The organism is Symmachiella macrocystis (assembly GCF_007860075.1).
GTDB lineage: Bacteria > Planctomycetota > Planctomycetia > Planctomycetales > Planctomycetaceae > Symmachiella > Symmachiella macrocystis.
Genome location: NZ_SJPP01000001.1, coordinates 1,719,111 through 1,743,785, shown reverse-complemented (window position 1 = coordinate 1,743,785; position 24,675 = coordinate 1,719,111). Strand labels below are relative to the sequence as shown.

21 protein-coding genes are annotated in these 24,675 nt (G+C 55.4%); 13 read left to right on the top strand and 8 right to left on the bottom strand.

The annotated features are described in order from the left end of the window. Positions 1-91 precede the first annotated feature (91 nt). From CA54_RS06745 to CA54_RS06735, 3 genes are read left to right on the top strand one after another with little or no spacing between them, the layout of a single operon-like run. On the top strand, positions 92-499 hold the full coding sequence (locus tag CA54_RS06745) for a hypothetical protein (protein ID WP_146370047.1): 408 nt from the start codon (positions 92-94) through the stop codon (positions 497-499). Next, entirely contained in the window at positions 492-1,052 is a 561-nt protein-coding gene (locus CA54_RS06740) for a methyltransferase domain-containing protein (protein WP_197532252.1), read from the top strand. Before CA54_RS06745 ends, CA54_RS06740 begins: the two co-directional genes overlap by 8 nt. Continuing rightward, a complete protein-coding gene (locus CA54_RS06735) occupies positions 1,049-2,221 on the top strand; it encodes a DegT/DnrJ/EryC1/StrS family aminotransferase (protein ID WP_146370045.1) in 1,173 nt (390 codons plus the stop codon). Before CA54_RS06740 ends, CA54_RS06735 begins: the two co-directional genes overlap by 4 nt. Here CA54_RS06735 and CA54_RS06730 read toward each other — a convergent pair. Genes CA54_RS06730 through dxr form a run of 3 tightly spaced genes read right to left on the bottom strand, consistent with a single transcriptional unit; the run spans position 2,200 to position 5,877 of the window. Further along, positions 2,200-2,610 (bottom strand): hypothetical protein, encoded by a 411-nt coding sequence (locus CA54_RS06730; protein WP_146370044.1) that lies wholly within the window; start codon positions 2,608-2,610, stop codon positions 2,200-2,202. The two genes, CA54_RS06735 and CA54_RS06730, sit on opposite strands and share 22 nt — an antisense overlap. 52 nt (positions 2,611-2,662) lie before the next feature. Next, on the bottom strand, positions 2,663-4,723 hold the full coding sequence (locus CA54_RS06725; RefSeq protein ID WP_197532251.1) for a site-2 protease family protein: 2,061 nt from the start codon (positions 4,721-4,723) through the stop codon (positions 2,663-2,665). Continuing rightward, positions 4,711-5,877 (bottom strand): 1-deoxy-D-xylulose-5-phosphate reductoisomerase, encoded by a 1,167-nt coding sequence (gene dxr, locus CA54_RS06720; RefSeq protein WP_146370042.1) that lies wholly within the window; start codon positions 5,875-5,877, stop codon positions 4,711-4,713. Before dxr ends, CA54_RS06725 begins: the two co-directional genes overlap by 13 nt. 542 nt (positions 5,878-6,419) lie before the next feature. Here dxr and CA54_RS06715 point away from each other — a divergent pair. Next, positions 6,420-8,069 carry a pyridoxal phosphate-dependent decarboxylase family protein gene (locus CA54_RS06715; RefSeq protein ID WP_231962991.1) on the top strand — a complete coding sequence of 550 codons (1,650 nt, stop codon included), beginning with the start codon at positions 6,420-6,422 and terminating at the stop codon, positions 8,067-8,069. A gap of 280 nt (positions 8,070-8,349) precedes the next feature. Here CA54_RS06715 and CA54_RS06710 read toward each other — a convergent pair whose 3' ends face one another. Then, positions 8,350-9,129 carry a hypothetical protein gene (locus tag CA54_RS06710; RefSeq protein WP_146370040.1) on the bottom strand — a complete coding sequence of 260 codons (780 nt, stop codon included), beginning with the start codon at positions 9,127-9,129 and terminating at the stop codon, positions 8,350-8,352. 396 nt (positions 9,130-9,525) lie between these two features. Between CA54_RS06710 and CA54_RS06705 the strand changes: the two genes are divergently transcribed. Further along, positions 9,526-9,939 (top strand): hypothetical protein, encoded by a 414-nt coding sequence (locus tag CA54_RS06705; RefSeq protein ID WP_146370039.1) that lies wholly within the window; start codon positions 9,526-9,528, stop codon positions 9,937-9,939. A 127-nt stretch (positions 9,940-10,066) separates the two neighbouring features. Next, a complete protein-coding gene (locus tag CA54_RS06700) occupies positions 10,067-11,728 on the top strand; it encodes an arylsulfatase (RefSeq protein WP_231962990.1) in 1,662 nt (553 codons plus the stop codon). A 100-nt stretch (positions 11,729-11,828) separates the two neighbouring features. Here CA54_RS06700 and CA54_RS06695 read toward each other — a convergent pair whose 3' ends face one another. Together CA54_RS06695 and CA54_RS06690 are read right to left on the bottom strand one after the other, a co-directional pair. Next, positions 11,829-12,662: a sugar phosphate isomerase/epimerase family protein gene (locus CA54_RS06695; protein ID WP_146370038.1), complete on the bottom strand. Its 834-nt coding sequence runs from the start codon at positions 12,660-12,662 to the stop codon at positions 11,829-11,831. A 103-nt stretch (positions 12,663-12,765) separates the two neighbouring features. Beyond that, entirely contained in the window at positions 12,766-15,117 is a 2,352-nt protein-coding gene (locus CA54_RS06690) for an FG-GAP repeat domain-containing protein (protein WP_146370037.1), read from the bottom strand. 216 nt (positions 15,118-15,333) lie between these two features. On the opposite strand from CA54_RS06690, the gene CA54_RS06685 reads away from it, so the two are divergent. The 4 genes from CA54_RS06685 to CA54_RS30170 all read left to right on the top strand — a co-directional run bounded on the left by CA54_RS06685 (position 15,334) and on the right by CA54_RS30170 (position 19,022). Then, the gene (locus tag CA54_RS06685; protein ID WP_146370036.1) at positions 15,334-16,203 is read left to right on the top strand and encodes a formyltetrahydrofolate deformylase; all 870 of its coding nucleotides are present in this window, start codon (positions 15,334-15,336) and stop codon (positions 16,201-16,203) included. Between the two features lie 135 nt (positions 16,204-16,338). After that, positions 16,339-18,117 carry a tetratricopeptide repeat protein gene (locus tag CA54_RS06680; protein ID WP_146370035.1) on the top strand — a complete coding sequence of 593 codons (1,779 nt, stop codon included), beginning with the start codon at positions 16,339-16,341 and terminating at the stop codon, positions 18,115-18,117. A 72-nt stretch (positions 18,118-18,189) separates the two neighbouring features. Next, a complete protein-coding gene (locus CA54_RS06675) occupies positions 18,190-18,507 on the top strand; it encodes a hypothetical protein (RefSeq protein ID WP_146370034.1) in 318 nt (105 codons plus the stop codon). Positions 18,508-18,668: 161 nt separating this feature from the next. Then, complete coding sequence (locus CA54_RS30170) at positions 18,669-19,022, top strand: contact-dependent growth inhibition system immunity protein (RefSeq protein WP_197532250.1); 354 nt, start codon at positions 18,669-18,671, stop codon at positions 19,020-19,022. Here CA54_RS30170 and CA54_RS06670 read toward each other — a convergent pair. Next, a complete protein-coding gene (locus tag CA54_RS06670; protein ID WP_146370033.1) occupies positions 19,019-19,534 on the bottom strand; it encodes an REP-associated tyrosine transposase in 516 nt (171 codons plus the stop codon). The genes CA54_RS30170 and CA54_RS06670 overlap by 4 nt on opposite strands. A 459-nt stretch (positions 19,535-19,993) precedes the next feature. On the opposite strand from CA54_RS06670, the gene CA54_RS06665 reads away from it, so the two are divergent. Continuing rightward, entirely contained in the window at positions 19,994-20,797 is an 804-nt protein-coding gene (locus CA54_RS06665; protein WP_197532249.1) for a tetratricopeptide repeat protein, read from the top strand. A 379-nt stretch (positions 20,798-21,176) separates the two neighbouring features. Then, positions 21,177-22,811 (top strand): phosphoglycerate dehydrogenase, encoded by a 1,635-nt coding sequence (gene serA / locus CA54_RS06660; RefSeq protein WP_197532248.1) that lies wholly within the window; start codon positions 21,177-21,179, stop codon positions 22,809-22,811. An 88-nt stretch (positions 22,812-22,899) separates the two neighbouring features. Here serA and CA54_RS06655 read toward each other — a convergent pair whose 3' ends face one another. Continuing rightward, positions 22,900-23,361 (bottom strand): RidA family protein, encoded by a 462-nt coding sequence (locus CA54_RS06655; RefSeq protein WP_146370030.1) that lies wholly within the window; start codon positions 23,359-23,361, stop codon positions 22,900-22,902. 490 nt (positions 23,362-23,851) lie between these two features. Here CA54_RS06655 and CA54_RS06650 point away from each other — a divergent pair, with 490 nt between their 5' ends. After that, on the top strand, positions 23,852-24,496 hold the full coding sequence (locus CA54_RS06650; RefSeq protein WP_197532247.1) for a YMGG-like glycine zipper-containing protein: 645 nt from the start codon (positions 23,852-23,854) through the stop codon (positions 24,494-24,496). Positions 24,497-24,675: the final 179 nt, after the last annotated feature.

Sequence of the window (24,675 nt, the reverse complement as noted above, 5' to 3'; positions counted from 1 at the left end):
GCGGGGTCGGGAGACCCGCGTACTACGTTAGTCCATTTATTCTGGCCACTGACCACCGGACACTGGCCACTGAGCCCCTGGAGATACGTCGTTGGCTACGATTGATAAAGATGGCGTGCGATTGGCGACGCTGATTACTGTGGCGGATCGTGCAGCAGGCCTCAGTTTTTTTTCCGAGGATGACGACTTCATCCAAGTCGGCATGTGGGGTTATGACGCGGGCAAGCATTTGCAGGCGCATATTCACAATGTCGTGCCGCGGCAAATCGACCGGACCCAAGAAGTGATCTGTGTACTGACCGGGCGGGTGCAATGCACCGTGTTCGATGAATCGGAACAACGTGTCGAACAGGTTGTGCTGGAAGCGGGCGATGTTTTAATACTGCTCCGCGGCGGGCATAGTTACGACATCCTCGACGATGGCACGCAGGTTTTGGAAGTCAAAAACGGCCCCTATCCCGGGCCGGACGTTGATCGGAGGCGGTTCGACGGTGAGTGATGTCAAAGTTCATCTTGGTTGCGGCAAACGCGAGATGCCGGGTTACCTGCACATCGATCTGGCCGATTTTCCGCACATCGATCATCAGCACGACATCGCCACGCTGCCTATGCTGAGCGACGACAGCGTGCAGTTGATCTATGCCTCGCATGTGTTGGAATACTTTGACCGTATCGAAGTCGCTGCGGTACTGCGCGAATGGCGGCGCGTGCTAGCGCCGGGGGGGACATTGCGGTTGGCGGTTCCCGACTTCGCCGCCTTATCCCGCGTCTATCAAGAGCAAGGCGACTTGAATCTCGTCATCGGCCCGATCTTCGGCCGCTGGGAAGTCCCCGGGACGGACATTGTCGTTTTTCACAAAACGGTTTACGACTTCGCTGCCCTCCAACAAGTTCTCAACGACGCCGGTTTTACGAACGTGCGGCATTGGGAGTGGCGCGATGTGTTCGTCGGCGAGTTGGCCGGCTACGACGACTATTCGCAAGCGTACGTTCCGCACATGGACAAAGACAACGGCCTGTTGACCAGCCTCAATGTGGAAGCCACCAAATGAACTTCATCCATCAAATCGAACCGTATTTGACTGAACACGATATCGCCGCCGTGACGGACTATCTCCGCTCCGGCGGGTGGTTGACGGAATTTCAAAAGACGGCGGAGTTTGAGCAACGGTTGGCGGAATTTGTTTCGGCCAAGCATGCCACCGTTGTCACCAGTGGAACGGCGGCGTTGTATCTGTCACTGTTGGCGTTGGGCATCGGTCCGGGCGATTCGGTCATCGTCCCCGACTTTACGATGATTGCCACGCCAAACGTTGTGCGCTGGGCGGGGGCGGAGCCGATTCTGTGCGACGTCGATCCGCAAACACTTTGTATGGATCTCAACAAAGTCCGCTTGCGTCCCGATACGCTGGCGATGATTTATGTGCCGATCAATGGCCGTAGCGGCGACATGCAACAGGTGCGACAGTTTTGCCGCAGTCACGGACTGGTGCTGATCGAGGACGCCTGTCAAGCACTCGGTTCGCAATCAGCGGGGCAAAAACTTGGCACGTTTGGCGACGTCGGCGTGTTTTCGTTCACGCCGCACAAGATCATCACCACAGGGCAGGGGGGCGCCATCGTTACGAACGATGATGCTGTTGCTGAAAAAATTCGCAAATTAAAAGACTTCCATCGGCTACAGCCGGGCGTCGATCAGCACGATGGAGTCGGCTTCAACTTCAAGTTCACTGACCTACAAGCGGTGATTGGCATCGAACAGTTGAAGATCATCGAAGAGCGGATCGAACGTCGGCGAAATGTATGGCGGACCTATGCCGAGGAACTGGCCGACCTTGAGTGGCTGCAGTTTCTACCGTTGGGTAGCGACGACACTGTGCCGTGGTTCGCGGATGCATTGCTCACTGGTGTGCAGAAACAGCCGTTCTTGGATTACATGAAACAACAGGGAATCGGCTGCCGCACGTTCTATCCACCGTTGCACACGCAGCCCCCTTATGCGGATCAAGCGGGCGAGTTTTTGGTGTCGAGCGATATTGCAGCGCGGGGCGTGTGGTTACCGTCGTCGATTCAAATGCAGGCCGACGAATTAGGCCGGGTGGTGGAGACGATTCGAGCGTACACACCGCAAGCGATCGAGGCACAACAAACTCCGCTTCCCAAGCCGCACTGGGATTTGGCAAAGACCCGCGCCGAGAATCAGCAATCCGCATCCGATTGACGTCGACCGCCTGACGGGACCCAGGTGTTGGTCCCTTCCGAGAGTCCGCGAATGTCGTCCACTGAGGGGGGCCGATTGGGACCTTCCATCTCGGATCGCTTGACGCGTTTGACTTTGACTTTGACCTTTTCTTTTTTGGGGCCCAAGCCGATCAATGCGCCGTAACGTTCCTTCAGGGAGCGGCCATCACGATGATCGCTCACCAGCCACACCAGGAACAGGCACCCCAGGGTGACGGCTCCCATGATTCCAAACACGCGTGGCGGATCGGGGCTGAATAACAAAACGGCTACGCTGACAAACAGGATGCCTCCAGCGGCGACAAACGCCACAGCCAAATAGGCGACCGCTTTGTCACCCGATCGTCCGCGATTTCGACCAGCTACCATTGCGCCTCCCAAGACGGACTGGGGAATTTGCGGACGCCGTTGCCAGCACCGCTTACATTTTCCACCAGCCGAGCAAGTGCATGAAAATGTCGAGGGACAGAACCCACAGCATCAAACACAAGACGAAACATAACCCCACATAATTTGCGGCGATCATGACTCGTTCACTTGCCGGTTTACCACGAATTCCTTCCCAGATCAAGAAAACCATATGCCCGCCATCGAGGACGGGAATCGGCAGGAAGTTCAGCACGGCCAAACTGACGCTCAATAGGCCCAAAAACCAAAGCAGATCGCCCAGGCCTTTTTCGGAAAAATGATACGCGGTTTCAGCGATCCCCAACGGACCCCGCAGCGCCTTGGGCGAAACACGGCCCGTCGCTAGATTGCGGAGCGTGAGATAAATTTCCAGCAACGAGGACTTCGTGCGGTTGTAGGCCAAGGACAAACTTTCGCTATAGGTTGCCGCTTTGCGGCGTTCGGTGAGCATGTTGAGGGGGATTCCCCGAATCGGCAGATACCATTCGCTGCCCATTTGATCGCGCGGTTTGGGAGTGAGTTTCTTGGTCGTATATTCCTGCCCCGAGTCCTGTTCGGAGATTTGCAATACGACTTCTGCTTCCGGATGTTGTTGCATGGCCCAAAATGCGTACGCCCAATTGATCGGGTCCTCACTTTTGTTGTCAAAAGTAATCGGTTCCGCCCCTTCGCTGATCGGCGGAAAGAACTCGATGCTTTTGATAAAGCTCGGCTTGCCGCCGCGATTCACTTCTCCAAAAGCAGGGCTACCTTCTTCGACTTTGAGGACCAACGGCATGACTTGATAGCCGATACCGATCGCCGGAATAGTGAGCGGCACCGAAGGACCCATCGGGGTTTCGGTCCAACCAGGACGGTCATCGGGCGTGATCGTACACTCGATCGACTCTTCTTGGCCGGACGTGCTGCGCTTCACGCGGATTTTGATTTCCTGCCCTTGCAATGTCGCCAGGTAGTCGGGCAATTCTAAAGCGTTTAAGTCAGCGCCGACTTCGCGTTCGCCATCGGTCTCGCTGATGATGTGTGTGATCTTGTCGTCGATGGCCAACGGAGGTTTAGCGGTTGTTGCCGGCGAACGCTGTTGGATTGCCGTAATCGGCCCGATATCCATTTTTAGACCCAACGTATGGAAATAGTTGGGCGGGGTTTTGATTTCGTGCGTTGTGGGCGTCTCGTCTTTTTTACCCCGTTTGACGGTGAACGTGACTTCCTGCCCGCGGCGCCGCGCTAAGACGTTTTGCAGATCGGCATAGCCTGAAATGTCGACTTCGTCGATCTTGACGATGTCGTCTCCGCCCTCGAAGGGAGGAGTTGATTTAGCCGCCGCCGTGCCCGGTATCACCACGGTCAATTCTTCTCCCTCGGCAGCCTGTGGCAACCGCATACCCAAGCTGGGTGCTACGCCGACGGTGGGGATGATGTCGCCGGTTTTGGGGACGAGCGTGGTCGTAAAATCCTCTTCGGTCATTTGCACGCCGTCATAAATCCGTCGAATTCCCTTCACGTGGACATCGCCGGAGGAGAGTGCAATTTCCTGCCGCAGATCGATAAACCGTAGCGGCCGACCGGTGCGGCCGTTCACCTGAGTGAATTCGTCTCCCGTGCGTAGACCCGCGACCCAAGCGGGATCACCCGGCAGGGTATAGCCTACGACCGCTGGTGTGAATTCGACACCCAATTTGAAGGCGAATAGAAAGAACAGTACCGAGGTGAGCAGGTTCATGATCACGCCGGCTGAGATAATCGCCATTCGCTGCGGCACCGACTTGGCGGTGTAGGATCGTGGATCTTCGGCGAGGTCTTCGTCGGTTTCCTGGCTGGGATCCATGTCGTCCTGGCCGAGCATCTTCACGTATCCCCCAAAAGGAATCAGCGACAACGCGTACTCGGTTTCCCCCCACGTCCGGGACCAGATCACCGGTCCGAAACCGATGCTGAACCGCTCCACGTTGACGTCGCACCATTTGGCGACGGCAAAGTGGCCCAACTCGTGGATGAAAATGACAAAGCCCAGACCCAGCGCCGCCAAAAGAATGCTGGGAACTGAACTCAACGACAAGGCTAGGATCGCCACTGCTGTATCTCCTCTCGCGCCCATCCGTCCTGCCGTAATAATTCGGTCATGGTCGGATCGGGGTCGAAATTGTGAGCATCTAAAATCGCGCGACAGGCGCGAGGGATTTCGGAAAAACGAAGGTCGCCCGCTAAAAACCGAGCCACCGCTCCTTCATTGGCGGCATTCAAGACCGCGCCGCACGTACCGCCCCGCTTGGCAACTTCAAAGCCCAGTTGCAAACCGGGAAAATTTTCCCGGTCCGGCGGATCGAATTGTAGGTTCATACCAGTCGACCAGTCCAGCTTACGTGCCACTCCGCTCACGCGCCGGGGGTAGGTCAACGCATACTGAATCGGCAATTTCATGTCGGGCGGCGATAACTGGGCTATCACGGAACCGTCCACGAACTCCACAAACGAATGTATGATCGATTGCGGGTGAATGACAACTTCAATTTGGTCCACAGACAGCCCAAATAGCCATTTTGCCTCAATTATTTCCAGCGCCTTATTCATCAGCGTCGCCGAATCGATCGTGATTTTGGCACCCATATCCCAAGTGGGGTGTGCCAGCGCCATTTCGGGGGTGACGTCTGTCAACTGCTCCCGCTTCCAGCCCCGAAACGGTCCGCCGCTGGCTGTGAGCACAACCCGTTTGACCTCGCTGGATTGCCCCGATTTCATCGCCTGATAAATCGCGCTATGTTCACTGTCTACGGGAATGATCGTCGCCCCGTGTTCGGCGGCTGCCTTCATCATCAACCCACCGGCCATGACCAATGGCTCTTTATTGGCGATTCCGACCCGCTTGCCCGCCGAAATTGCGGCCGAGACGCCGCGTAAACCGGCGACTCCCACAATCCCGCAGATGACAACATCCACTTCGTCCGCTGCCGCGACATCTTCAATGGCATCCGTCCCAAAGCAGAGTTCGGTGTCGCTGCCGAATTCTGCGGTCTCTACGCGGCTGCGAATGCGCTCGTCGCTGAGAACGGACCACCGGGGGCGGAATTTACGACTTTGCTCGGCCAATTCCCGCCAACTGGTGTGCGCGGTCAACCCGAGCACTTCCATGTTGCTACCCAACCCGCTGACGACCTCTAGACAACTCGTGCCGATCGAGCCGGTCGAGCCAAGGATCACAATGCGGTTGTGCGAGGAATCATCGTTCATAAAGTTATGACTACGGCAACAGGGTTGCTAGCGGACTACTGGCGGGGGTTGTACCCGTTTGCTGTACGCGTCTATTGCCGCGACAACCGATGCTGGTATTTGAAATTTCAAGTTGGACTGGATGGTCGACAGGCTCGAATTGGGGCATTGTCGCGTTCAGACCGCTGCGCACCGACTGTCTACAGCGGAAAACCTTGATATCAAGGCTATTCAGTGACCAATCAGCGGGTGATTTTAGAAGTTGCCCACATTTCTCGCAAGTGGCATTCAGCAATGGTGTTAATGACGCTCAGGCGACCAAAGTGCGGAAGAATCGCCCGCTGCGGACTGCACCCGATCCCATTAAAGCACGATCTTCGGTTTTTACAAAAAGTCGGCTATAAACGGCAACAACAGCCCATGATTTCACGCCCCGCCCAAGATGTTTACCAGTTTGGCCCCAAACAATTCCCCACAACGACTACGAGGTCCCCTAAAATACAACAGAGCACTACACTCAATAGATTCCTACTGCCTAAAGCCCACAGCCTAGAGTTTAAATAATGTCCTACCTCGACATCGTCAGTGAACTGCAAAACGCTTTTCCGCAACCTGTCTCCGATCGATTGCATGATTCGTATTTTGTCTTTTCCTTCATGCGCGCGCTCGACCAGCTCGATGCGATGAAATCGGTCAAGCCTTTGTTGGGGCAGCCGATTGAGTTGGACTACGACAGTGCCCGGCAGCGACGCATGGAAGACGCGCCGCACTCGGTCGAGGAGGTTTCCGAAGAACTGGTCGGATATCTGTCCGGCATGTTCATTTGGGGACATCCCCGCTCGCAGATCAACGTCGTCCCTTCGCCGACGATCCCCAGCGTGATCGGCGGGTTGTTGCCTTCGATTTATAATCCCAATCTGTGCAGTGACGAATCGGCGCGGGGCGTCGTGATGGCGGAGTTGGAATCGGTGGCAATGACTGCCGATCTGCTTGGCTACGATCCGCAGCAGGCGGGCGGTTTTTTCACATTTGGCGGAACCGGCACGACGATGTACGGTGCCAAGATCGGTCTCGAAAAAGCTTGCCCCGGAACTATGACTCACGGCATTCGCGAACCGGCCCACTTACTCTGTTCCACGCAGGCGCATTACGCTTGCCAAACGGTAGCGGGTTGGATGGGATTAGGGCATCAAAACGTGGTGCACGTACCCAGCGACCCTGAAAACGCCATCCGTCCTTGCCTGCTGGAAACCCATTGCCGCGCATTATTAGACCGCGGCGAAAAGATAGCCGTGATTGTCGCCACGATGGGGACCACCGACGCGTTTGGGTTGGACGACCTGCAAACGGTTTATGACCTGCGCGAACAATTGGTCAGCGACTATGACCTGGATTATCGTCCGCACATTCACGCCGACGCCGTCATCGGTTGGGCCTGGTCGGTGTTTAATGACTACAACTTCGAAACCAATCCGCTGGCATTTCCCCCACGCACGATCCGGTCGTTGGCCGGCACGCGGCGGCGGATTAAGCATCTGCAATTGGCCGATTCGATTGGCATCGATTTCCACAAGACCGGCTTCACGCCGTATGTCTCGAGTCTGTTCTTGTGCAAGGATGCGGCTGACTTGCAGTTGATTACACGCGACGAAGAGACGACGCCGTATTTGTTCCAAAGCGGAAAATACCATCCCGGTAAATACACGTTAGAGACGACGCGCAGCGGCAGCGGCCCGATGGCAGCGCTGGCAAACTTGCGACTGTTCGGCAAGGATGGCCTGCGTTCGTTGTTGGGGCATCTGGTGTCGATGGCCGAATCGCTGCGGGAACACTTGGATAGCCATCCAGCAATTCACGTACTCAACGGCAAAAACTTCGGCCCGGTGACACTCTTCCGCGTCTACCCCGACGAGGTAGACACCTTCTCATTCCCGGACCGCGAACAAACCGACGCGCGCTTTCGGGATCAGTTATTACAACACAACGACTACAACCGCCGCATTTTTGATTTGATCCAAGACGAGGCCCTGCAAGGCCGCGGCGTCGTATTGTCGTTAACCGATTGCTATCGCGAAACAGACTACGGCGAACCGATCGTGGCACTCAAGTCCTACATCATGAGCCCATTTTCAACAGAATGGTACGCGGGCCAAGTGCTGGAATCCGTGCAGCGCGCGCGAGAGATGGTAAGAAAAGAATGTTCGCCGCAGTGATGTGGATTGGGCAATCAGAAGAAACCAAGGCCTCACGCAAAGCCGCCAAGGCCGCCAAGAAATCATCGGGAGAAACCGATTCAAACATGGCGGCCGTGTGGTGGGGATGCCGTTTCTGTACTGAATTTATATCATCGCGTTGTACGCGATCTACGCCAGCCGATACCCAGCGCTATCGTCATTGCAAATCACTTTGCAAGCTTGGCGACTTTGCGTGAGGCCTTATTTCAACCGACGGTTGATCAACTCCCCGCATTACAGGCGACGCTGCTTCGTTACCCTAACGATAAGTTCTGCCGCGCGGCGTTTGCCAAACCGTTGCCGCAGAAGGGGCGGGAACGAATTTGCTGGCGGTGGTCGCCGAGCTGCGATAACCGTCGTAACGATCGTTGGAAGCCGCTCGCCGCGGAATGCTTGTGGAGCGGCCCGATTCGTCGAATTCAGGATCCGGCACCGGCGCCAATGATGAACTCTCGTAGGAGCGACGCGGAATTGGATTCGTAGCCAACGGCCTTGAGATCGGTGCGGTGACGATCGGTGTCGACAACGGCGGCAACAGGGCCGTGTTGTATGTCGAATAGACCGGCGAGGCATAGCTGGTCGTGTAAGACGTTTGATAGCTGATGCGTTGCTCGGGAACCAACTGTGTCGTCACCCGCGGAATTCGTCGCGTGACTTGATAGGGAACGGTCCGTTGCGAGAGTTGGGTTTGATACCCTTGTTTGGCAACGGTCTTGGTGGTGAGCTTGGGTACCCAGACCTGTTGGTAGCTCCCTTCATCCACGGTCACATTTTCATACGTCGTCACCGGCACGCTTTGGTAGAAAGATTCTTGCCGGTACTCGGTTTGTGCCACGTCTTGATAAGAGATTTGTTGCTGTTGGCGATATTGCGTCGAGACGACCGGCTGCACATAGGCCTGTGTCACCGGTTGCGGAGCTGGCGCCGCGCACGTTGTACAACAATCGAAACAAGGCAGTCCCCATTGTGCACGAGCCACGTTCCCGGAGCCCGCACTGATTGCCAATAACATCACGCCGCACGAGATGACTCTCAACATGTTTCCTAATCTCCCTTCGTCGCCTGCGCGATCCTGAACAGGGATCACCGGGGACGATCTGTTTTCATCTCAATGAACAATTCGGTGGCCCGCTTGATACGATGCTCCACACAACAACCGCACGAAACAAACTCTACGGTTCACTCATCGGCAAAATCGTCAAACTCGGTTTATTTTAATTTGGCTGCAGCGAATAAAGATTGCGAACCGCTGTGGTACACGCGTCTACTCTTGGCCGTGATGCTGGGAATTTGGAGCGAATTTGTTGACCAGGGGTGCTGGCATCGACTCCGGGACTCCGCTAGAATGCGGAACTTCATTGTGAAACACATTTTAGGCGGCACGGCGGATCGAGGGATCCGTCACCGTCAGCCACAGTTTTAGCGGAATTGACCGATGTTGGATTCGATCCTCAACCTGTTGGGCGCGTTTTGGTCCGTGTTGTCTGAAATTGGAGGCGTGCTGACGCCCTGGATTCCTCTCATCGCTTGGTGTGTCTTCTGGCTGTTTGCCGTCAATTGGAGCAAGCTCCGCGTTGTCCTGCGTGGTGGCGGATGGATTGCGTTGTTGCTGATTTGCGCTGCAGCGGTCCTGGTCTGGGGTTCGGTGGCACCGGGGACACATGACTTCGGCATTCCGGGCGAAGATTACGCCGGCAACTCAAATTTCGTCGGCAAAACCGTCTACGTCACCGGCTTGTTGTGCATCATGCTGCTCTGCGGAGCGGTGCAAAACAGCGGGGCCTGCGATCGATTTTGCAATTTCTCCGATGATCTCGACGAAGAACCAGCAGACGCAGCCCACCATTAGACGCAGCAAAGCTTCAAAAAAACTTAGCCACGGATTCACACAGATAAGACACGGATAGAAAACAGAAAAGACTCGCGATTTGGTGCGGCGGTCGATAGCCCCGTAGACCAAAAGTTAGGAGAGACCGATGGGCAACGTTTCGGCGACACCTCCTAATAATCGTGGCGTCAGTTTATCCGTGATGATCCGTGTTCATCCGTGGCTAAAAATCTTTCGCCGCATCGTATGGTTGCCGCTCATTGTCGTTGCCGCTGTCTGTTTCGTGTCGCAGGCATCTGCGGCGGAGCGGCCTAATATTGTCATCATCATGGCCGATGACATGGGGTATTCCGACATTGGCTGTTATGGCGGCGAAATCGACACGCCGCATCTCAATCGTCTGGCTGAGGGAGGATTGCGGTTCACGCAATTTTATAACACCTCCCGCTGCTGTCCGACGCGAGCTTCGCTGCTCACGGGACTGTATTCGCACAGTGCCGGGATGGGAGGGATGGTCAAAAAGCGTGCAGCGGGGAAGGGGACCGATTCCCCCTATCAAGGGTATTTGAACGACAGTTGCCTCACCATTGCCGAAGCACTCAAACCGGCGGGGTACAACGTGTTGATGTCGGGGAAATGGCACGTCGGCGAGCAGCGTCCGAATTGGCCAACCGACCGCGGCTTTGATCGTTACTTTGGTCTAATCAGCGGAGCGTGTAATTATTGGAAAGTCGACGAAGGCCGCCAAATGGGCTTGGAAGACCAACCCTACACTCCGCCAGCCGAAGGCAGTTTTTATATGACCGATGCGATCAGCGACTACGCTGTAAAAATGGTCGATGAATATGGCCGCCGCGATGAACCTTTTTTTCTTTACGTGGCCTATACCGCTCCGCACTGGCCGTTGCACGCTTGGCCAGAAGACATCGAAAAGTATCGCGGTAAATATCGCGGCGGTTGGGAAGCACTCCGCAAACAACGGCACGCGCGGATGATCGAAGCGGGCATCGTCGATGCCGACTGGCCGCTCTCGCCGCTCGATGCAGAGCCTTGGGACAATCTGACGGAAAAAGAGCAAGCAGATTTTGATCTGAAGATGGCCGTCTATGCCGCCATGATCGACCGCATGGATCAAGGGGTGGGGCGAATCGTTGATCAGATCCAAGCGGTAGGGGAACTCGAAAACACGCTGATTCTGTTCCTAGCCGACAACGGTGGTTGCCACGAAAATCCCGTTCGCAGCGAAGTCCCCGGCACGCCCCCCGGTCCCCAAGACAGCTATCTGGCCTATGGAAAAAATTGGGCCAACGCCAGCAACACGCCGTTTCGTCGTTACAAACATTGGGTGCACGAGGGCGGAATCTCCTCGCCGCTGATCGCGCATTGGCCCGCTGTTGTAAAGTCCGGGAAACTCACCAAGCAGGTTGGCCATGTCGTCGACTTAATGGCGACTTGTTTGGATGTCGCCGATGCGGATTATCCGGAAACGGTCGACGGCAAAACCATCCACCCGCTCGACGGCAAAAGTCTGTTGCCGGTTTTAGAAGGCAAACAACGGACCGGGCATGAGATGCTATTTTGGGAGCACTTTGGCAGCGCCGCCGTCCGACAGGGAGATTGGAAACTCGTCTCCGCCGAAGGAGGGCCGTGGGAGCTGTATGATCTCAGCAAAGATCGTACAGAGCTCAATGACTTAGCGAAGGCAGATCCCGAAAAACGAGACGAACTCCTGGTTGCGTATCGCGCCTGGGCCAAAAAAACTGGCGTCCGCCCACCCAAAAAATCCCGAAAGAACCGCAAACAAAAATAACCGCCGGTTTCTGCGCTCCACCACCCAAGGCATCCTGGTTCCCAATTTCCCGAAGCTCGGCTTTGAGTACCCACTGCGCAATCCCCCTCCCCACAAACAACTAAGTCGCCGCCCCCACAAAACTCATCCCGGTTTTCTCAGCCGCAGCCGTCATCGTACGGAAACCGACGCGAGCTGCTTCTGTAAGTTCCATGTTCGTGAAACATTCCACCGTCATCGCGCCGGAATATTTGTGTTTCGCAGCTACGGCAACCAACGGCGTATAATCCATGCTCCCTTGTCCCGGGATATGATGCGTCCATTTCGGATACTTACCGATGTGGTCTTTCAAATGCGTATGCCGAATCCGTTTGGCAAAACGGTCAAAAAACTTCACGGGGTCAACATCGATCAATTCCAAATAACAAGGATCGAAGTTCACACCAAAATCGTCGGAGCCAACGTCGTCGAATAGCCGTTGCAGAGCATCGGGCGAATCGTCGATCCAGGTTGGCCAAATGCCATCGACCGCCAGAGAGACATGTTTTGAAGATCCGTAATCGGCGGCAGCGCGAATTGCTTTCGCCGTTTTTTTCCACAAGGCCTCCGGGGCAATCCCCTCTTGCGGACCACCCATGTGAAACGTGACGACCGGCGCGCCGAGATCGACGGCCAAATCAACGCTCCCTTTCAAATCGAGCGGCTTGCCGGCGGCGATGGTCCCCGTCAATTCCGCATGCGTAATCACCGCCGCCACGCGAAGGCCAAACCGCTCCGCTGTCTCACGCGTTAATTTCCGCCGCGCGGCATCAAACGATCCGGGATCATTGGATTTGCCATGCGTGCCCGACACATCAACCCGCGTGTATCCCACGCCGGCGGCAAAGGCCAACGTCTCGGGGATCGGCTGGTCGAGGACATCGGTGTAGCTGTAGGTGTAAAATGAGAGGTGCATGGTTCTTCTCAGTCCGCTGGGGGAAAGTCACAGTGAGCGCTGTCGACCTAGCATTGTGATGTTGCGGCGACCCGATTCGCAACAGTCGATTCACCCATTCCCATTAACGACGGTCAATCGGAACAATTTCCAGTTGGGGACGCTCGGGCATTTCGATCGCGGCATGACTGAAAAAGGGATATACACTCCATTCCACACACGTCAGCACGTCCGGCTTACCGTCGCCATCCATATCGGCAACCCAAGGATGCGGGCCGTGCGCGGTGACTTTGATCGGCTTGCCGAAACAACTGAGAGTCCGCGGTGCATCGAAGAGCGGATCGGTGGCGGTGCCCACATTTTTTAGCAAATAGATGCTGCCTTGCTCGGGTCGCGTCCCGGCGCAACTGTAGATCAAATCTTGCAGCCGGTCTCCATTCCAATCCGTCGCGCGAAACGATTCCGTCCAATGCGAGGTCCGTCCCACGATCGCATCATCGATCAACCGTCCATCAGCCAGTTTCAGTGGTGCCTGCTTGCGCAGCCTCAAGTTGCCCGATTCGTCGCGATATTGCGCGAACAACGTCGCCTTGCGCGTGAAGCCATCATGCGTAATAAAGTCCGACAATCCGTCACCGTTAAAATCCGCGACGGCAATGCCGGTCCGCCAAAAGAAGGGACGCTGCTTCTCAAAGGGATACGGCTGGTTCGGCACGGACTTGTCCCCCGCCAATCGCGCCGACTCGGCAATCATCGCCGGGGTATCGGGAAACCCATCGCAAAGAATTTGTCGCTGCGCCGAGAATTGCGGTTGGCTGCGCGTACCGATATTTTTGTACCAGAAAATCCGATTGGTTTCGTTGGGCAGAATCAAATCGGGCAGGTCATCCCCGTCCCAATCCGCGTAGACGGGAAAGGGGTAACCCATGTTGTGCCAATGTTTGCTATCCAGGATGTCGTCGCGCAACAACCGAATCGGCTGACCATCCGCTAAAATTTGCTTGGCTTCCGCATAAGCCGGCTGAGCGTTCGTTCCCTCGTTGATCACGATCCGCGGCCATCCATATCCGCCGCCCACCAACAAATCTTGATCCCCATCACCATCCCAATCACAAACACACGGCCAAGCTTGATCACTCAAAGCTAAAACCGCCGACTTCGATTTGGCATCGTCGAAAAGTTGAAACCGCGCGGTGTCATTTTCGCTCGGCTGATGTTCGTAAAATGAAACGCGCTGATAGACGTCATGTTGTACCAACAGGCCACGGCGCGGACCGTCGGGGACAGCCGCCAACTCGCTGCACCAATTCACAGCAATGTCACTTAATCGTTCCGCTGCGGCAAATGTTGGAGGATCACCCCCCAGATTCTTTCGCCAAGCCACACGCCGCGCGCGGGGGTCTTCGTCCGAGCCGTCAATCAAGCAAATTGCATCCAACTGCCCATCTTCGTCGACATCCAAGAAACACGCAGACTGTCCGGCATCAATTTTTGTAGCGGTCGCTAACTGCATCGGCCAACCCTCGGGGTTAGTGTTCTTCAGATAAGTGTCGCCCACCACAAAGTCGACGGCATCATCGCCGTTGAGATCCACCGCACGGCATGTGCCCCATTTGGCCCCCTGGCGCGACACGCTTCCCGCAGCGACCAACTTCGGCCATCCGCCCGCATCGTTGTGGCCACTGTTGAGATAGAGGTGCAACTCATCCCCCCGCCGCGGCGAATAGACGACATCAATGAGTCCGTCACGATTAAAATCCGCGAAATCGGCGCGCATATAAATCGAGCTGAAATGCTTAGGCTCCGTAGCGTCAGCGGATTCCAGATAGCGCAAGCGGGTCAGCTCTCCGAACCCCAATTCATCTTTCCCGCCTACGCGCGGAAACGCAATGATCCCATCCCAAGGGTCACCGGCACGGTAGGCATAATTCCAGCAACCAAGCAAATCGCGCCGGCCGTCGCCGTTGATGTCGATCAACCGACTCAGATAACTGGGGCTGATCGGTCGCCCGACCCCAGCATTGTAACGCAACAGATCGCCGGTACCGATTTGTGGCGTGAATTTCTGCACCTGCACCTGAGGCCGCTGCGCGACGCTACTAAAGCGAATTTCATATGTCGTATGCGCGGGATCACGTACCACCCATTCCACACGTCCCCGATCACCAAGCGCAAAGTCTTCACGCAATGCATGCGGAACTGTTTGACCTGTTGCAACGTTGTGGACGGAAATCGAATCAGGATCCAGTACCCCGGTCGCACCCAGTTCAGTGATTGCCGTCGCGAAGTCAATCTCCGGATCAAGCGGTACCTGGGCGAACGGCAACTTGGACGTGACCGTCACACGAATCGCCAGCATCCTCTCGGGCGGATCCGCCGCACGCACATCGGCCAGTAACCCAGCACTCAAGGTCACACACAAAACAAGAATTGCGTTCCACCGCATCGTATGTTCCAATTCCATCACAAAGGTCATACAGCTAATCCAAGCCCCGCTATCATAAACAGCCTGTAGTCTAAGGGGCCAGGCATGAGGCGTGAGGGGACAGGCTTGAGGAAAGAGGCTTTAGGCTTTAGACCTTAGGCTATAGGAATGGCGCAACTAAGCCCCAAGACTATCCTGGCGCAACCTCTGGCCACTGGCCACTAACCACTTTTTTCTGTCTACTGTCTACTGCCTACTGGAAATGCCATGCAAGTCATCATCACCGCCGTCGGACCGGATAATCGTGGGTTGGCCGATCCGATTGTGCATCATGTTTCTACATCGGGAGCCAACATCAGTGAAATCCAGATGTACGATCATGATGCGGAGCGGATCTTTGCCATGTTGCTTCGCATCGAATGGCCGAGCGATTCGCCATCGGTGGATGAATTACGGGAGAAGATGAATGAGATTGGCCAGCAGACCGGATTGTCGATTCGTACTTGGTCACGGCCGCAGCCATCCAGAAAGCCGCGGCTGGCGATCTGTACAACCTATCGCCCCGAACCGGCACTGGCGGTCTTGCGCGCGATTCGTGATGGCCGTATTAAGGCCGATCCGGTGGTGATGCTTGGCAACCGCAGTGCAGTGCAGGGGGTGGCGGAGCAGTTTGGCGTCGATTGGCAAATGGTGGGGGACGGAAAAGGAAATCCCGACAACGATCGTATGGTGGAGGTTTTCGACGAATACGACGTCGATTACATCGTGCTGGCGCGCTACATGCGGATTTTGCCGGCAAGCACCTGTTGGAGATTCGCAGGAGGACGGATTATCAACCTGCATCACGGCTTACTGCCACCGTTCCCCGGCTTCCGCCCCTACCAAGACGCCTTCGAACACCGCATGCTGACCTACGGAGCGACAATCCACTTCATCGTCCCCGAACTCGACGCCGGCAATCAAACGATCCACCAAGCCACCTTCACCGTCACCCCCGGCACGCCGCTCCAAGAAATCATCCGCATCGGCGAATCAGACCACGAACCAACCTGCTTGGTCGAAGGTTTGCGGCGGGTGGTGGATCGCGAAGTGGAGTTGCACTTCCACCGCGTGGTGGCGACGGGTGCGGGCGGGTGAGTTTTTAGCCACGGATGAACACGGATGAAAGGGTGGCAGAATAGATCGTGCTGCCCATTGATGAAAATGGATAACCCAAGATGCGAGTGAGAATGCAGGAATTCGTTGCAAGAACTGGGCTATGAGGCACACAACATGCCGCAACCACAGAAATACTTATACTCGTGCCTGTTTGCTGCACTTGTAATCACGGGGTTGATTTACAGTGTTGGCGTTCAGTCCCGAAGCAAAGAGGGGGCTATTGCCTCCTCTAAGACGGCGGATATGGTAATGAACGAGGTTTCGCTGCTTCAACAAAGGCGTTTGAAGGCGGACGAGGTTCCTACGTCCGCGACGGTTGATGACGTCCGTCACTTGGTACGACATGCTTTCGAGGAATTAGAGCGCTGTCGCAATTCAAGGTTAACCTTTCGGGAGTATAATAGCCTCCTTGCTCAGTATGACTTAGGTCTATCTTCCAGCGTTGATGTGGTGCGATTTGAGGAGCCGTTTGTCCAATTGGCTGTCCGCGCCGGTCTTTTCGACGAAGCACAAGAAATCGTTACGTGGTGTACGAACGCGGACAAGAACTTCGGACACTTGGCTAATTTGGCGGAGGCACTGATTGATAACGGACATTTTGATAGAGCTACTCATCTGATTGCGACCATCGACAGGCCCATTCTGCAGGCGTCGCTTTACTTGCGCATGGCAAAACAAGAGCGACAGTTGGGTGACTTTACAAGTTGTCGTTCACATCTAAGGGACGCAGCAAAAACTTTGTCAGCCATTAAAGATGGAAGTGACGATGGTCGGCAATCTTGCGAAGTCGCAGAAGAAGCATTTCAATGCGACTACACAGAGGATGTGACAAAGTATTACGAACAAGCGATTGCGACGGCCGATAAAATACAAGATCGACTCAATAAAGATATGGCTTACGATGCAATTGTGGAATCGTTGTGCAGAGTAGGGAGAGTTCGCAAAGCAGAAATAGTCCGAGCCCAAATTGAGCGTGAGTCGCTTTACCATGGCAGTTCTGAACAAATAGCGGCAGCGCTGGCGAATAAAGGTGAGCTTGGCTCAGCGATACGGGTCGTTGAAGAAATACCCATTATCGCGCAAAAAGCACAAGGGTACGTTACGCTGGCGAAGATTCGTCAACGGGCCGGCGACGCAAAAAGTTCGCGGCAAGTCTTGCGGAAGGCCTATGAAACCGTTTTGGAGATTGAATCCATAACCGCAGCCAATGCGAGTCTCAGAGACATTATGACACTATGGTATGCTTTGTCGCTCGGCGATGATATGACGTTCCTATTCGATACATACCACACAAATACGAAAAAAGAGATTCGCTTTGCTCATCGCCAATACCAATACCGTGCGCTTGCTGAATTGCAAGCCAGCGTTTTGGGAATGAAAGACTTGGCCTTGGGCAATTTCCGCAACGCACTCGGTGGCGAAGCGGACGGGGGTGCCTGGAATGACGCGGCAAAAAATGTAGTGTCGAGCTCGATGGCGCAACACGGATTCCCGCAAGAGGCCGAATCAATTGCAAACACTATTTCACTCAAGTCGCAAAAACGCATGGCGTTGTCGAGAACTGCACAGGGGTACGCAAAAGAGGGCAATATCAATGCGGCACTTCGCATATGGGAGACTGCGGATGCTGCTGACACAATGACCAAAGACGTTTATGCATTGAATATAGTGGTTGGGTGTTTATCAGGCGGACGAGGTAATGAAGCTCACGCGGTATGCAACGTTATCAACGATGAATATTTACACGCAGTGGCCTTATTTTGCGTTTGCCGCGACGACGAAACGCCGAAGAACTGGCAGACGACGTTGAAATGGGTGGAGGGTCACGAATCCACAATGGTAAGGGCATACGGGATATTGGGACTGTCGGCGCACTTGAGCGCAGCACAGTGACGCAGGGCAAACTCCCGCCTACCGACTCCATTTTGTCAGCCGAAACCCTATTAGGCGACGTAGGCTAAACCAATGATGGAATGGGCACTCTCGCAACTTGTTTCCTATTCGCTGCTCGCGTGGTCGCTTTATCTTTCGATCACGGTTCTCGCTGCCTACTTCGCACGTGGTTGGGGTATTATTGCTGGGCACATAGCGATTGCGTTCGTCGTTATCTGGTATGATCTCCAGTGGATTCAAACAGCGATGCATGCGCCTGGATGGAACGGCACTCCCGATATGGACGTTGTCTTTCATTTCGGCGTGTGGATGCGGGTCCTGTTGATTAACACAGTCTTGCTCCCGCTCGCGTTTCTGACGCGATGGTTGTCAATACGGCGAATTAAGTAACGTCGGGGTGGCCCCGAAAGATTCTTTCGGGGCGGCGCAGCCGCAGGAGGGATTGCGCGGAGCCTGGGGAAAACAACGGATCCCTTGCCGACTTCGTCGGCCAAGAAAGAACCTTTTTGGGACACACTGCGGTTATCGCATATTTCAGGATACTCGGAACCATGAACGAAATTAGGCATTCTCCATTGCGTTACCTTTGTGGAGCGTATTTTCACCAAGATTGGGATGCCGAACATGATTCCTGGGAGTCAGTAGTTGAAGCCTTCGTGTGTTCCGAGTCGAAAGACATGGTGAAATCTGTCTGTGACGACATAAGTGCCATTATTTCCGAATATCTGGACGACTCAGCCCTTGAACGTTACATGGTGTCAGAACTGTATTGTGGCTATTATCCTCCCGGAGACAGCATGACGTTTACCGAGTGGCTCAAGGCAATAAGGCGTCACATGGACGCAGGGGTGGCCCCGAAAGATTCTTTCGGGGCCGACGAAGTCGGCAGGAGAGGTTCAATTTAGGCGACCCAACTAATCGGCACGCCTACGGTTCTCTTCTCCAAATACCAGCGTGCGGAACTCCATTTCCAAACAGCACATTTCTGCACCAAACCGGCGCGCACAGGATTCCGGTGCATGTACTCCAGTTTTCCTGAGAGCTTTGCCTCGGAATAAATCTCAAACGAGTAATACTTCGGCGTCCAGATGCGGTCGGGTACCTCACTGTTTTGGAAATAGGCTGAGTTTCCCTCGCGGTACCATTTTCGGATTGCGTGGCTCGAAAGACGTTTCCAGTGTTGGATGAAGCGGCTCAATTGGCCGGTCTCCGAGAATCGGATCACGGCGTGCATATGGTCGGGCATCACCACGAAACCCACACACGTCGCGGAGCGGTCTTGCAATTGCGAGTTTAACTGTCCGAGCAGAATTTTCTTCGGTTGATCTTCATCGAGTAGCCTGCGGCGTCCATGGCACGAGAACGTCACAAAGTGGCAGTAGAGTTGGTTGTCGTATTGGCGGCGCTTGTCGGACATGCTTTGATCATGTGCGAATGAATGCGCCGGATCAAGAAAATTCAGGTTGCTTCAGGTGAAATCATTCTACGTTAACTCAAAACGTAACAAGCTCCTGCGGCTGCGCCGCCCCGAAAGAGAATCTTTCGAGGCCACCCTTGGGTATTTTTCCTGGCTCAATATCTCAAATCCTAGCCCCCTCAAGCTGGGCTTGCCCGATCGGTCGCTTCGCGATATTCTCCCCGCCACAAATCCTCTCGCGGGAGATGGTGTTGCCGTTGTGACTCGTTCATTCGCGTCGGTAGATGGCAACCCGCCCCTCAAGACTCGTCTCTCAATTCTCTCGCATTCACTTCCCAGCATTTATTACGGAGCTCGGCCATCATGAGTATGGTCTCCCGTTCGCGCCTGACGCGTTCTCGCCGGTTCGCTTGTGTCGCCCTCGTTGTCTTTGCAGGTTGCAATGCAATGAACGGCACGATGAATAACGAAGTCGGCAAGAATTATTATAAGGCCGGCAATTACACGATGGCCAAGGATGAATTTCAGCGGGCCGTGATCAACGATCCGGAGAACGCCGACTACATCCACAATCTCGCCGCCGCCCAGAAAAAGCAGGGGCAAGTCGGCGAGGCGGAACGGCTGTACCGGCATGCGATCACTGTGAATCCCGAACACCAACCGTCGTATCACAGCTTGGCGCTGCTGCTCAACGAACAGGGCCGCCAAGGTGAGACACTTTCCATGCTGCAAGCCTGGAAAGAAACCCAACCGTACAACACCGAGCCGTATATCGAACTCGCTTGGATGAACCGTGAACAAGGCAATCTGGCCGCGTCGGAACAATTGCTGACGCAGGCGCTGCGGATCCGTCCCAACGATCCAATCGCTTCGGCGCAATTGGGACAGGTCTACGAAGACACCGGACAAAAAGACCGGGCATTGGCGATGTATCAGCGTTCGCGATTCTCACAATGGAGCCAGCCCCAGGTCGAATCGCGGATGACGGCTCTGATGCGCGAGAATCCGCAAATCAGTTCCATCGGATCGGCCGTCTATGCCCCCACCCCCTGGACGACGGCGCAAAACGGTTACCCGCAACAACAAATGGCTAATTATCCACTGCCGAACTACTCCGCAGCGACGGCCAGTGTGCCCCAAGCAGTGATCACCGAACGGCCGATTGCACCGGTTCCTGACTCGAATATGCAAATCGGCGCGCCGATTCCGGGAAATGGCGGGACGCAAATCAGTAGCGGCGAGGCGTTCGTACAGCCGTTTTAGGCGGTCTCCCCCAGGTGATTTTGCCGCTTTGTGTGCAAGTTTGCGATTTCCGCGCTGCTAGCGGTTTCGTGACCCTTGGCGCTACGCCTGTCTCCACTAAGCTAGTGTGAGAGGCGTATGGCGCGCGGTCGGACGTCGAATTTCGGCGGACCCTGACTAGACCAAGCGCGGGTTTGTCGTGTAGATCTGCAGGAATCCGGGTGCCACTGCTGGCTTGTCCAGCAGTGTTTGGCGGGGCGGGCGGATTACACTGGCGGACAAGCCGCCGGTGTCCCCCTTTTTCGACAGACTGCGAATTCACCGGGTCGATCTGCAGGGAACGGTACCCGCTATTTCTATGGCGAATGTGTGCTGAGCAATCATTTTTGGGAATCGGATAATGTTTAGAGTATTGATCACCGACAATCTGTCCCCAGCTGGGATGGAAGTATTAAAAAATCTGCAGGGTATCGAGGTCGATGTCCGTCAGGGACTTTCTCCGGAAGAGGTCCGCGAGGCGCTCAAAGAGGCGGACGGCATTATTATTCGTAGTGCGACGAAACTGACGCCGGAATTGCTCAAGGACCAACCGCGACTCAAAGTGGTCGTTCGTGCCGGGGTGGGCGTCGATAACATCAACCTGCCGGCCGCCACCCGCGAGGGAATTGTGGTGATGAATACTCCGGCGGGCAATACGACCAGTACGGCCGAACATACCGTGGCGATGATGATGTCCTTGTCGCGAAACATTGCCCCCGCCGCTGCCAGCATGAGCGCCGGACGTTGGGATCGCAAGTTGTACACCGGAACGCAGCTCGCGGGTAAGACGTTGGGCATTGTCGGTCTGGGACGAATTGGTTTGTCGGTCGCCAAACGGGCCCAAGGTTTGGAAATGAAGATTGTCGGCTTCGACCCGTTTCTGTCCGCCGAGCGGGCGGCCGAGTTGGGGATCGAGCTACATCGAGATATCGACGATCTGGTTCCGCTGTGCGATTACCTAACAGTGCACACGCCGCTGACGGATGAAACACGAGGCATCATCAATGCCGCGCGTCTGGCCAAAATGCGCAAAGGCGTGCGGATCATTAACTGCGCCCGTGGTGGAATCGTTGATGAGAATGATCTGGCCGATGCGATCGAAGCAGGACAGGTCGGCGGCGCAGCGCTGGATGTGTTTACGTCCGAACCCCCCACCGACGACCGCTTGGTCAAGCTGCCGCAAGTACTCAGCACGCCGCACCTGGGGGCTTCGACAGAAGAAGCCCAGGAACTGGTGGCGGTCGAAGCGGCCGAACTGATCAGTGGGTTTTTGCTGCGAAATGAAATTCGCCATGCCGTCAATTTGGCGCCGGTCTCGGCAGCGGAGATGGCCGAGATTCGCACGTACCTCGACCTCAGTCGTCGTTTGGGATTGCTCTTAGCGCAACATCCCAAGGCGGGGGGGATCAAGAGTGCCCGCATTATGTATCGCGGCGAGGTAGCTGCGAAAAACACTAAATTGATCACCGCCAGCTTCACCTCGGGGCTACTCGAAGCGGCGATGGATGATAACGTGAATATCGTCAACGCTGAGTTGATGGCCAAAGAGCGGGGGATTGAGATCACCGAGTCGAGTTCCTCAGAAATCGGCGATTTCTCGACATTGATTCAGGCGACGATTGATACGGATAACGGCCAGCCGACTGCTGCCGGGACAGTCTTCGGCAAGCAATTTTTGCGTTTGGTCCGGTTGGGAACGTTTTCGCTGGATGCCTATCTGGATGGGCTGATGTTGATTTTCCGGCACCGCGACGTGCCCGGTTTGATCGGCTACATCGGCACGATGTTCGGCGAACATGGCGTGAATATCGCGCACATGTCCCTGGGGCGTGAACACGACGAACAGGGGGGCAACGCGATTGCGGTGCTGAATCTGGATAACGCTCCCACGCAAGAGATCATCGCCGAAATCTGTGCGCATCCCGATGTGACGAGCGTCGAGTTGGTCAAACTCCCCCCCGCCGGCGCCCCGCTGCCTTGGCTGGATCGCGGTTGATCCGACTACGCAACATGCGGAGCGCACGACAACGCACGATCCCAGCCACCCTGGATGAAAATGTTCCGGCATGATGCCTGGGCCATTTTCAATCGCGGACTTCGAAAATCACTTCGACCTCTACAGCGATGTTGAAGGGCAGTGAGCCCATGCCGACGGCGCTACGGGCGCCGCGACCTTTTTCGCCGAAGACTTCGACCATCAAGTCGCTAAAGCCGTTGATCACTTTGGGGTGATGCCGAAAATCGGCGGTGGCGTTTACCATGCCCAGCGCCTTGACCAAACGCTCCACCCGGTCGAGCGAGCCCAGATAGTTCTTGATCGTCGACAAGATGCACAGTCCCACGAGCCGGGCCGCTTCGTTGCCTTGCTCTTCGGTGAGATCATCGCCCACCCGCCCTTGGATCTGCTTGCCATTGGCGTGCAAAGGGCCGTGCCCGGAGACGTAAATCAGATTGCCCACTTGGACCACCGGCATATAGGTTCCGGCGGGGACTTGGGGAGCGGGCAGTTCTAGTCCGAGTTCTTGAATTTTTGCGTCGGCACTCATAGTGGCGATAGTCCTTCAGTTGTGAGAGTCATAATCCGGGCGAAACGAACTCGCCGGGGGAGGTTTTGGCTTTCAAGATAGACACCCCGCGTCCTGTTGCCAAATGCCCCGGTCGTTTTTTGGGTCGGTCTCTCAATATTCGTCGATGGAAAAACGGCTGTCGACGCAGATTGAGGATTTCGCTATGCTCCGCACCGTTTTACCGCAACCGACCGGCAGAAATTGCCGGTCGGTTGTCGCGAATGCTACTTTTACTGAAAAAATAGCCGAATTAAGCGGTAGCCCCCCGATACATCCGACCCCTTGGCGTGTTTATTGCGGGTTGAGTCACACCCAATTGTATGGTTGCAATGGGTCGATTGATTTCAGTGTTGATTGATGACTGTGTCGATCCATTCCAGTGAAGATGCGAAATGAGTTCGCATTGCCTAAGGCCAAATCACCGCGCTGCGGATTATTGAGTCAGCGTGGATCCATGGAGGGAACTATCATGCCTCGCCTATATAAGTCGTTTTGCTATTTCGTCGGCTGCGTTTTCGTCCTGCCCTTGTTTGCTGGGTGCCGCAGTATGAATCATACCGAAAACGGAGCGCTGGTCGGCACCGGTATTGGCGCCACCACCGGTGCAATCATCGGCCACCAGTCCGGTCACGGCGAGGGAGGCGCGCTGATCGGGGCCGCTGCGGGAGCGCTGGGCGGGGCATTGGTCGGCAATGCACAACAGATGTCCGAAGAACGTGACGCAGCCGTAGTCGCTGCCCAACAGGCAGAATGGCGCCGCCACGCCGATGCTCAAGCGGTGACCAATGATGACGTGATCCGTATGGCGCGCGGCGGTCTATCGCAGGAAGTGATTGCCGGCACGATTCGCAGTCGCGGAGGACGTTTTGACCTTTCTCCCAACGCGTTGATCGCACTCAAATCCGAAGGCGTTGGGGATGGCGTGATTCAAGCCATGCAAACCAGCGGCGGACCGCAGTATGTTGCCGGTGCGACTACCGTGACCCCATCGGCCGTAATGACAGTCCCCGGTCCCCCGTCCACGGTGTATGTCACCCCGCGTCCCTCGGCGCAAATTGTGATTGGCCCACGGCGCTGGCATCGCCGCCCGCGCCTACATCGCCACCGCTGGTAACGGCAGATTGACAAACATTCTATTTCGAAAAAATGCCATAACTGTTTTTATTAGAAGAGTTTGCGGTGATTGGTGCAGCCTCGGGAAATTCTGGGAAACACCGAATTTTTACGTAACTTTTACAAAACGATGACACTGCAAAACGCGTATTTGCTTAGAATTCTTCGACTTCGGTTTGG